Origin of the sequence: Sphingobium sp. Leaf26 (assembly GCF_001421665.1) — a bacterium.
GTDB lineage: Bacteria > Pseudomonadota > Alphaproteobacteria > Sphingomonadales > Sphingomonadaceae > Sphingobium.
In genome coordinates, this window is the sequence record NZ_LMKV01000012.1 from 794,363 (window position 1) to 803,954 (window position 9,592).

The window sequence follows — 9,592 nt, forward strand, 5'->3', positions numbered from 1 at the left end:
GGATCAGAAGGTCACGCCGACACGCGCGCTGACGGTCTGGCCGTCGTCGCTGCCGGTGAAGGCGCCGGCGCGATTGTCGGTGCGCCAGTGGATGCCGTTCAGTTGGAGCCGGGTGAAGCTGTTGAGATACCAGTTCACGCCGACCGTCGCGGCCCAGCCGTCGCCGCCAAGGACGAGGTCGGTATAGTCCAGATTTTCGTAACGGGCCGTCAGTTCGATCGCACCCGGTCCACCGTCGAAGGTGGGGTGCAGCACGTTGGGCTGGCCGAAACTGCCGAGGCGGGGGTTATAGGGCGGCAACTCCCCGGTCAGGAAGAAGCCGGTCGATACGCTCCATGCCTTGCTCTCGAAATCGGGGCGATCGCCGGTCAGGCGCGCGACGCGGCGGCCTGCTTCGCCCATGACCCACAGGCTGCCGGTATAGCCGCCCAGTTCGACGCCATAGCCGGTGGTGGAGCGCCCGCCGAGCAATTCGCCGGTCGACACCCGCACCGCGCCGTTGAAGCGCCCGCCAATGACAGTGCTGCGGGTCAGCGACGTCGCAGCAGCCGACAGGGCCTCGTCAAAGCCCCATGCGCCGACATGCAGCAGCGACCGGTCGGTCCTGATCGGGTTCCAGTGCGCGCGGAAGGAGGCGGTGCGGCTGTCGTTCGTCGCCTGCTCGCCGTCGATCCGGTCGCCGGTCACGCTGACCGACGCATGCCAGTTGGGACCGAACATGCGGCCCATGATGCCGATGCCGTAGAAGCCCCGCTGCGGGATGATCGCGGTCGATACCGTGCTGCGCTCCAGGAAGGGCGTGGAGTCAGAACCGGTGCTGCCCTCGAACGCGCGGTCGTTGAACAGGTGGCCGGCACGAATGTCGTAATCGATCTTGCTGCTCAGCCGATTGCGCCAGCCCAGGAAAGCGGTGACGATATCGACTTCATTCTCCGAAAAGTCGCTTTCGAACTGGTAGAAGAAATGCGGTCCCACGCCGCCTTCCAGACCAAGGCGCAGCGCGCGCATGCCGGTCGTGGTCGTGTTGCGGCCCTTATAGTCGGACCCCATGGTCGAGCTGACATCGACCAGAATGCGCCCGCGCGGCTTATAGGTGAAGACGCCGTCGGCCGATCGGAACACGGGCAGGCCGGCGCCCCATTCGGTTTTGACGCCGACTTCCCTGGCGATGGCGCGGGCCTGACCCACGTCGATATCGGCGGGGCCGGGCGGCACGATCTGTGGCGCGAAGGGGGTGACGACCAGCGGTGGCGAGGCTTGCTGCTGCGCCACCTGCGGAGCGGGGGCGGGCGCTGGTGCGGCAGCCTGCGCGAGGGCCTGCCCTTCGATCTTGTCGAGCCGCGCCTTTAGCGACGCGATCTCGGCGGCCTGCGCCTTGACCAGCGCGGCCAGGTCTTCGGCGCTGGGTGTCTGCGCCAAAGCGGGGGTGGCGGCGATCAGCGCCAGAGCGGCACAGCCATTGCGCAACATCAGGGACGTCATTTCACTTGGCTCCAGAGGCGAGGATCGCGTTCCAGTCGCGCAGGAAGCGCTGCTGTTTCAGGCGATCGAGATTGGCGAGAAGCTGGGGACCGACACGTACCGGGCGGGCCTGTGTCGCAGGAAGCCGGCGACCGCGAATGTCGGTGCGAACCGGCCAGAGGCTATGCTGGGCAAGCAGGGTCTGGCCCTGACGCGACAGCAGGAAATCAAGGAATAATTTGGCGGCGGCGGGATGCCGCGCCTCCCGCGCGATGAAAGCGATGCGCGACATCACGATGGTGTAATCCTGCGGAAAGATGACGCCGATGCGCGGGTCGCGGCGCGCGCGCTCCACCGCGTAGGAGCCGATGACATTATAGGCGATCGAGAGTTTCCCCTCTGCCACGCCCCGCAGCATCGGTTCGGTGGTGATCGACAGGACCGGCCGGGTCGCCGCGATCGCCTCCACCAGCGATCTGGTATCGCCGGTGATCGCGAAGTCCTGCGTCAGATACAGATAGCCGGTATTCGACCGTGCCGGATCGAAGGTCGCGACCTTGCCCGTCAGCGCGCGTCGATCCTTGCGCAGCAAGGCTTCCAACGCGGCATGGCTGCGCGGCGGATTGGGGATCGCCTTCTTGTTATAGACATAGGCGATCGGCTCGGCGGTAACGCCGAACCCCATATTCTTCCACACCGCCGAAGGGGGAAGGGCAGGCTTTTCGGGGCTGGCATAGCCCTGCGCGAAGCCGTCATTGATCAGCTTGACCTGCTGGTCCATCGCGGATGACCAGACCAGATCTGCGGACGGCTTGCGCGTCCGCGATTCCGCCACGAAGCGGCGATACATCTCGTTGGAGCCAAGGTCGGCATAGCGCACGGTCACGCCGGGATAGCGGCGCTGGAAGGCAATGATGACGGGCGCCATTTCCGACGTGTCGGCATTGGCATAGACGATGACCTGCCGTTCGGCCTGTGCATCGGCGATCAACTGGTCGTAGGATCGCGGATAGCCCGCTGGCCTTTCCGCCACCGCCACGGCCGTCGGCACAGCCAGACTTGCCAAGATCGAAACAATCTGAATAACCCGTCGCACCAACCCTGCTCCTCGCCTTCCGTTTCTGTCGCCGGATAAGATGTGAGGCTCAGTTACGAAGCCAAGCTGTCATCAACCTTTCAGCATCGGGTGCCCCATTCGGATTTTGATGATCGAGGATGACGCCGCGCTGGCGCGCAGCATTTCCGCCCTGCTTCGTGCAGGGGGGCATGCCGTGGACCATGTCGCGACCGGGGAGGATGCGCTGTCCGTCGTCGGCAGCGAACCCTATGCGCTGGTCATACTGGACGTTGGCCTGCCCGATATGGATGGATTCGCCGTACTGGCCGAACTGCGCCGCCGGGGGGAGAAGGTCGCGGTGCTGATGCTGACGGCGCGCGACGCGCTGGACGATCGGGTGCGCGGGCTGGACCTGGGTGCCGACGATTATCTGCGAAAGCCGTTCGACCCGGAGGAACTGGAGGCGCGGGTGCGGGCGCTGGGGCGGCGGCGCGGTGGCGATCCGACACCGGAACTTGTCGTCGGCCCGCTTACCATCCATCGCTCCACCGGCGCGGTGGAGGTGGCGGGTCGCCTGCTCGACCTGCGCCGCCGCGAACTGGCCGTGCTGGAGGCGCTGGCGACTCGTGCCGGGCAGGTGGTGCCACGCGAAATCCTGATCGGGGAGGTGTTCGGCTTTGACGAACCGGTCGGCGGCAATGCGATAGAGGTGCATGTGACGCGCCTGCGCGGCAAGCTTGCGCCCGATGGCCCTGGCATCCGCACCGTGCGCGGCGTGGGCTATATGCTCGATGCGGGGTAAGTCGCAGGCCATTGCGTTGCGCACCCGGTTGCTCGCGGCGATGCTGGGGCCGTTGCTGGGCGCGGCGGCGATCATCGGCGTGGGCGGAGCGACGCTGATTGCCGACGTGGTGCGCCGGACCAACGACCGCGTGCTGGGCGGCGCGCTGGGTGCGATTGCCGAAACGGTGCAGGTGGAACGGGGCGAAGTCACTCTGGACCTGCCCCCGGCCGCATTCGGCATGCTGGAGAACAGCGAGCGGGACAATGTCTATTATCGCATCGCCGTGGGGGGGGAATTGCTAACGGGCTATGCCGATCTGCCCGCGCCCGACCCGACGACCATGACCGTCGATCAGCCACGTTTCCGCTTCGCCCGCTATCGCGATCAGGGCATCCGCATTGCGGAGGTGAAGCGGATGCTGCCCCGCATCGCCCAGCCGGTCGTCATCCAGGTCGCCGAGACGCTCGACAATCGCAAGACGCTCGCCGGGCAACTGACCATCGCGCTGCTGCTGGGCGAGGTGGCGTTGGTCGGAGTCGCCGTGCTGCTGCTGCGTCCGGCGCTGGGCTGGAGCCTGCGGCCGCTCGCGCGGCTGCGGCGTACCGTGGAAGCGCGCGACGGTAGCAAGCGGCCGGATTTCTCCCCGCTTGACGCAGGGCCGCTGCCCAATGAACTGCAACCGCTTGCCACCGCGTTCGACCACATGCTGGCGCAGCTCGACACGGCGACCGGGGGCATGCGCCGCTTCACCGCCGACGCATCGCACCAGATGCGCACGCCGCTTTCGGTGCTGAAGGTGCAGGTCGAACTGGCCCGTCGCGGGTCATCGGCCGCGCTGGACGAAATTGCCGACGCGGTGCAGCGGCTGGAACGGCTGGTGACGCAGCTTCTGGCGCTGGCGCGGGCGGAGGAGAGCGGGGTGTCCCCGCCGCTCGAAGCCGTCGACCTGAAGGAAGTCAGCACGGCGGTCATCGGCCGCCTCATAAACCACGCGATTGCAGCGGAAGTCGAGTTGAACCTGGATGCGGCGGATGGCGAAAGCTATCGCGTGCAGGCGCACCGGACACTGGTGTTCGAAATCATCGCCAATCTGATCGACAATGGCATCCGCTACAATCGGCGGGGCGGAACCGTGACCGTGACCCTGTCGCGCGATGCCGACCATGTCCGGCTGACCGTCAGCGACGATGGCCCCGGTATCGCGCCCGAATATCAGGACAAGGTGTTCGAACGCTTTTTCCGCGCGACCGGGCCGCAGGGGGCCGAAGGGACGGGGCTTGGCCTTGCCATCGTCCAGTCCGCCGCTTCGCGCATGGGGGCCAGCGTGACGATCGCGGATCAGTCCCCCGGCCTTGCCGTGATCGTGCACTTCCCTGTCTGACGGCTTCGTTTCATTTCATCCCCTTATCTGCACATGCCGCAGGATGGGGTGTGGCATTGCCGTTCGCAGGGCCTATCTCGGCCTTATGAATATCGGTTCATATTTCCGCCTCGAAGGCGTGCTGGTCGCGGGCGCCGTCAGCCTCTATGTTCAGGCGCGGGACGGGGCTTTGTGGGAGATCGGCCTGCTCAGGAATGTCGGCCACCTGTTGCAGACCAATGTGGTCGTCGAAGGCATCCGCACCGGGGCCGAAGCCATGGCGGTCAACTGGATCGAAGCTGGTGAACCCATCCAGCGCGCTTTGTCCGTCGCGCTCATGTAACCGGCGCCGTTGGCGGCAGGTTCAGGCCGTTGTCAGCACGCCGCTATAGGCGGGATCCTCCAGCGCCTTGCCCGCGCCCATCGCCACGCAGGTCAGCGCATCGTCGGCGACCCGTACGGCCAGACCGGTCTGTTCCGACAAGGCCTGGTCGAGATGGCCGAGCAGGGCGCCACCGCCTGTCAGGGTTATGCCTTCATCGATGATGTCGGCGGACAATTCCGGCGCCGTCTGTTCCAGAGCCGACATGACGGCGAGCTTGATCTGCCCGACCCCCTCGACCAGCGCATCGGCGATTTCCGCTTCGCTGATCGTGATTTCGGCCGGCCTGCCATTGACCAGGTCACGCCCCTTGACTCGCATCGTCCGGCCCTGGTCGAGCGGGATCACCGCCGAACCGATGCCGTGCTTGATGCGTTCCGCCGTCATTTCGCCGATCATCAGATTATGATTGCGCCGGACATGGGATGCGATCGCCTCATCCAGCTTGTCGCCGCCCATGCGGACCGAATTGCTGTAGGCGATGCCTTGCAGCGACAGGACCGCCACTTCGGTCGTCCCGCCGCCGATATCCACCACCATGGCGCCGCGCGGCTCGGTCACGGGCAAACCGGCCCCGATCGCGGCCGCCATCGGCTCGTCGATCAGTTGCACGCGCGATGCGCCCGCATTCATCGCTGCAATCTGGATCGCGCGGCGCTCCACCATGGTCGAACCGGAGGGCACGCAGATGACGACGGCATGGCGCCGGCTGAGGCGGCCGGATGCGCCCACCGCCTTGGCCATGAAATGCTTGATCATCTGTTCGGCGACATCGATATCGGCGATCACGCCGTCGCGCAGCGGCCGGATCGCCTGGATATTGGCGGGCGTCTTGCCCATCATGGGCTTTGCCTCATTCCCCACCACCTTGACCCGCCTGACGCCGGCAATGGTCTCGATCGCGATGACGGATGGTTCGTTGAGAACGATACCGCGATCGCGCACGTGAATCACCGTATTCACCGTGCCAAGATCAATTGCCATGTCATGCGCGGAGGAAGCGAATAGTCTGCGGAACATCTGATATCCGATTGGGAATTTGCCGGACGCCTTGCGTGCGCAACCGGACAACGCAATGGCCAAACGCCGAAGCGGATGATTGCCGGGATCATCGGAGTGCCGGCGTCGGGCGTGATCCTGAACGTCGGTTGCTGGTCAACCGCTCCGGTCGCCCATGGGCCAGCCATCACATTGTCCGGTCACAAGGTCGGTGGCAGGCACGGCACATTGTCGGCCGTCCAGTCCAATTCGAATGTCGCAGGTACGCGCCGGCGTGCCTGAGCCGCCATGTTCCGGCCGCCGGGGTTGTAGGTTATCCACGCCATGCTGTTGTCGAACGCGGCGATGCGGCCGTTGTCGCGCTGGGCCTTTGCCGCCTCGAATTCCTTCTGTTCGATCCGGGCGCCGCGGATCATGCGCAACGAACCGTCATATATGTCGAAGACCCGGTAATAGGTTCGCCCGAATATCCGGTTGTCGATATTCGCCTTGTGCGACCATTGCTCTGCCTTCGTCGTCGATGGCAGGCGAACCGTGGTCACATAGCAATCGAAATTGGGCTTGTTGTAGAAGGGCAGCGCCTGATCCTGTTCGGCCGCCCGGATGCGCTTTTCGGGCGGGTTGAAGCCGCCGCCGGGCAGCGCGAGGGATTTTACCCCGTTGCCATCATCATCCCAGTCGACCGTGCCGGTGCCCACGATGGTCAATATGCTGGCCTGCGCCTTGCGATCATAGCGCCACTGCACATCCTCGATCGTCTGCCAGGTATCGCCGATCGCATTCTGGCGAAAGGCGTTGAGCAGTTGCGCGGGCGTGACGGCGGAAAACTGCACCTCCTGCTGCACCCCCTCGATCCCGCGCTTGATGGTCGTACTGCTAATCCGCGCCGGCTTCTCGAAACCGGATCGTGCGTCGATTTCAAACAGCGCGATTTCGTTCGGGCGCGACGCGGGGGTCCAGCCAAGCCGTTCAAGACCGCTGCCCTGCCCGGACAGCGGCAGCACCCACTGATAGGGGATGAGCGGATCGGCCGTGGGCGGGACGACCGCAGGCATGGTGCCGTCCAGCCAATAGGGCTTTCCATCCATATGTATCCGCACCAGCACATGATCGAACATGCGCGGGCTGGGCAGCCGTTCGTCCAGGCCATCGTCGGTGCCGCTATTGTTGACCAGCACGGCTTCCGCCCCGATCCCCAGTTCGCGCAACAGGGCCATGAGAAGAACGGTCTTCGCCTTGCAGTCGCCATAGCGCCGCTGCCATGTCTCGTCGGCGCTGGCGGGGGTCAGATTGCCGCCATTCAGCCCGACATAGATATAGCGGACATCCTGCTGCACCAGCTTGAGTGCAGCGGCGGCGCGATCGAACGGCGTGGCATGAGCAGCGGCGATCCGGGCCGCCTCCCGCTTCAGCGGCGAACTGGCGGGCAGTTTCGACGCATCGGCAAACAGCGGCGCGAACCGGCGCGATATGCCCTGCCAGTCGGCAAAGCTGCTGTATTCCACGGCACGTTGCCACTGATAGCGCGGCGGCGCGTCCTTGGGCGGCGCCATGACGGCGGGATTGTCGAACCGATATGCGATCGCATTGCCGCCCGGCTGGGCAACGGCGGCCATATCGCTGGTCATCTTGACGGTCGGCTTGTTCCTCTCCTCCCAGCTCAACCGCAACTGATAGCGGCCGGGCGCGGGTTCAGAGGCCAGGAACAGCAGGCCGGCATCGTCCTTCCCCAAAGTGGGGTCGCTCGCCCGCAACGTCGCGCCGAACTCGATTTCGTCCCCGACCCGCAGATCGGGTACGCGCAGCACCGCCGTCAGATTGCCGTCCAGCCTGGCCGCTTCCAACTGGTCCTCGCGCCGCAATATCTCGAACGAGGCTTTCTTCAATATGTCGATCACCGCGCCATCGCGATGGATCTTGATCACATGGACGACAGGCGAGCCGCCCGCCGGGTTCCAGGCGAGCGACAGGTTGCCCAGTTGCAGCGCGCTGGGATGGAGAATGCGGATGCGATAGCCATTATAGAGCAACTGCCCTTTGTCATCGAGATGGACCTCCGTATCCTGACGGCGGATGAAGACGGCGCCCGCAGCATCGGCGGGGACGGGCATCGGGTCCGACTGGACCGCCCATTTGGGCACCGGCCCGTTCTGGATCTGGTTGCCAGCGGCATGGGCAATGGTTCCCGGCAGCAGGCCCGCCAGGCAGGCAATGATGGTAAAGCGCACGATATCCCCCTCGTTTCGCACCATAATGTCGCTGGCTTACGAATAAGCAAGGGGGATATATTGGGCCGACGACCGATGATGATAGTCCGGGCGCCGGATTTGTTCCGGGAGGCTGTCGTGGATCGGCGGACGGGGCATCCTGCTCCAGAAGATCAGGACCTGGTGATCAAATGCCTTATATGGATGGCCGTCCGCCACCAGAATGATGGATGCATCGAGCGGTGCCAATGAACGATGGTGACTGAGACAAGAAAGGGATCAATCGAGGGTGGCAACGCGCAGATGAGCGGCCTTGCGCAGCAATTCGCGCTCGCATCGGTCCTGCTAGTGGTCCGATTCTGACATTTGCTACCCTATCGGATAAGGCGTGTTCAAATGTCAGAATCTTTTCGGACCACTAGGCTGTAGTGACATTTTAGGGATTCCCATGTTAGCAGATTTCTGATTCAACACTGGCTTTTGGAGGCTGGTGTGGAAGGCGAGGTTCTGCGGGACATGTTAGCAGATTTCTGATTCAACACTGGCTTTTGGAGGCTGGTGTGGAAGGCGAGGTTCTGCGGGACGATCAGTGGGAGCGGCTGCGCGAGTTTGTACCGGGCGGTCGCAAAGGCAAGCGTGGGCCGCGCAGCGATGGTCGGCGGTTTCTCGACGCGCTGCTATGGCTGGCGCGTTCGGGCGGCCGGTGGCGTGATCTGCCCGATCGCTTTGGCCCCTATCAAACGGCCAAGCGGCGCTATTATCGCTGGGTCGAGCAAGGGGTGATCGACCGGATATTCGAGGCGSTATCCGATGATCCTGACATCGAATGGCTGGCGATCGATGCCACCGTGATCCGTGCTCAGGCCCAGGCGGCCGGGGCGCGGGTAAAAAGGGGGGCGTTCAAGCCCAGGCTCTTGGTCGTTCCAGAGGTGGGTTCGGCACGAAAATCCATGCCGTAGTCGATGCCCTGGGCTTGCCGGTGCGCTTCGTGCTCGGCCCTGGCCAGCAAAATGACATGGCGCCAGCCTGTGACCTCATCYGCGGACTGCACGCAAAGCAGGTTCTTGCCGATCGCGCCTATGACGCCGACAGCCTGTGCGAATTGATCCGCACACAAGGCGGTGAACCTGTCATCCCGCCACGCAGACATCGCAGCGTTCGCCGGCCCTATGATGTCATCGCCTATCGACACCGATGGGGCATCGAAAGCTTCTTCGCCCGCCTCAAGCAATGGAGGCGCATCGCTACTCGATACGACAAGATCGCCGCCAACTTCCTTGGCTTCATCAAGCTCGCCAGCATCATGCTATGGCTCAAATGATTAAATCGTCACTACAGCCTA

At 64.3% G+C, this 9,592-nt stretch carries 8 protein-coding genes; 4 read left to right on the forward strand and 4 right to left on the reverse strand.

The annotated features are described in order from the left end of the window. Positions 1 to 3: 3 nt before the first annotated feature. Both ASE85_RS12595 and ASE85_RS12600 read right to left on the reverse strand, forming a co-directional pair. Complete coding sequence (locus tag ASE85_RS12595; protein ID WP_056688544.1) at positions 4 to 1,482, reverse strand: OprO/OprP family phosphate-selective porin; 1,479 nt, start codon at positions 1,480 to 1,482, stop codon at positions 4 to 6. A gap of 1 nt (position 1,483) precedes the next feature. Continuing rightward, positions 1,484 to 2,557: an ABC transporter substrate-binding protein gene (locus tag ASE85_RS12600; RefSeq protein ID WP_056688786.1), complete on the reverse strand. Its 1,074-nt coding sequence runs from the start codon at positions 2,555 to 2,557 to the stop codon at positions 1,484 to 1,486. Positions 2,558 to 2,666: 109 nt separating this feature from the next. Here ASE85_RS12600 and ASE85_RS12605 point away from each other — a divergent pair, with 109 nt between their 5' ends. From ASE85_RS12605 to ASE85_RS12615, 3 genes are all read left to right on the forward strand, one after another. Then, positions 2,667 to 3,320 carry a response regulator transcription factor gene (locus ASE85_RS12605; RefSeq protein ID WP_056688548.1) on the forward strand — a complete coding sequence of 218 codons (654 nt, stop codon included), beginning with the start codon at positions 2,667 to 2,669 and terminating at the stop codon, positions 3,318 to 3,320. After that, positions 3,310 to 4,683, forward strand: coding sequence for a sensor histidine kinase (locus ASE85_RS12610; RefSeq protein ID WP_056688551.1), 1,374 nt, complete (start codon positions 3,310 to 3,312; stop codon positions 4,681 to 4,683). Before ASE85_RS12605 ends, ASE85_RS12610 begins: the two co-directional genes overlap by 11 nt. Before the next feature lie 85 nt (positions 4,684 to 4,768). After that, a complete protein-coding gene (locus tag ASE85_RS12615) occupies positions 4,769 to 5,005 on the forward strand; it encodes a DUF5818 domain-containing protein (protein WP_056688554.1) in 237 nt (78 codons plus the stop codon). Positions 5,006 to 5,026: 21 nt separating this feature from the next. Here ASE85_RS12615 and ASE85_RS12620 read toward each other — a convergent pair whose 3' ends face one another. Continuing rightward, complete coding sequence (locus ASE85_RS12620) at positions 5,027 to 6,064, reverse strand: rod shape-determining protein (protein ID WP_082462791.1); 1,038 nt, start codon at positions 6,062 to 6,064, stop codon at positions 5,027 to 5,029. Between the two features lie 179 nt (positions 6,065 to 6,243). Further along, positions 6,244 to 8,271 carry a DUF3857 domain-containing transglutaminase family protein gene (locus ASE85_RS12625; RefSeq protein ID WP_235523512.1) on the reverse strand — a complete coding sequence of 676 codons (2,028 nt, stop codon included), beginning with the start codon at positions 8,269 to 8,271 and terminating at the stop codon, positions 6,244 to 6,246. A gap of 539 nt (positions 8,272 to 8,810) precedes the next feature. Here ASE85_RS12625 and ASE85_RS12635 point away from each other — a divergent pair. After that, a protein-coding gene (locus ASE85_RS12635) for an IS5 family transposase (protein ID WP_156358309.1) occupies positions 8,811 to 9,571 on the forward strand; the annotation gives its coding sequence in 2 pieces (ribosomal slippage) (positions 8,811 to 9,135 and positions 9,135 to 9,571; 762 coding nt in all). The last annotated feature ends 21 nt before the right edge of the window (positions 9,572 to 9,592 follow it).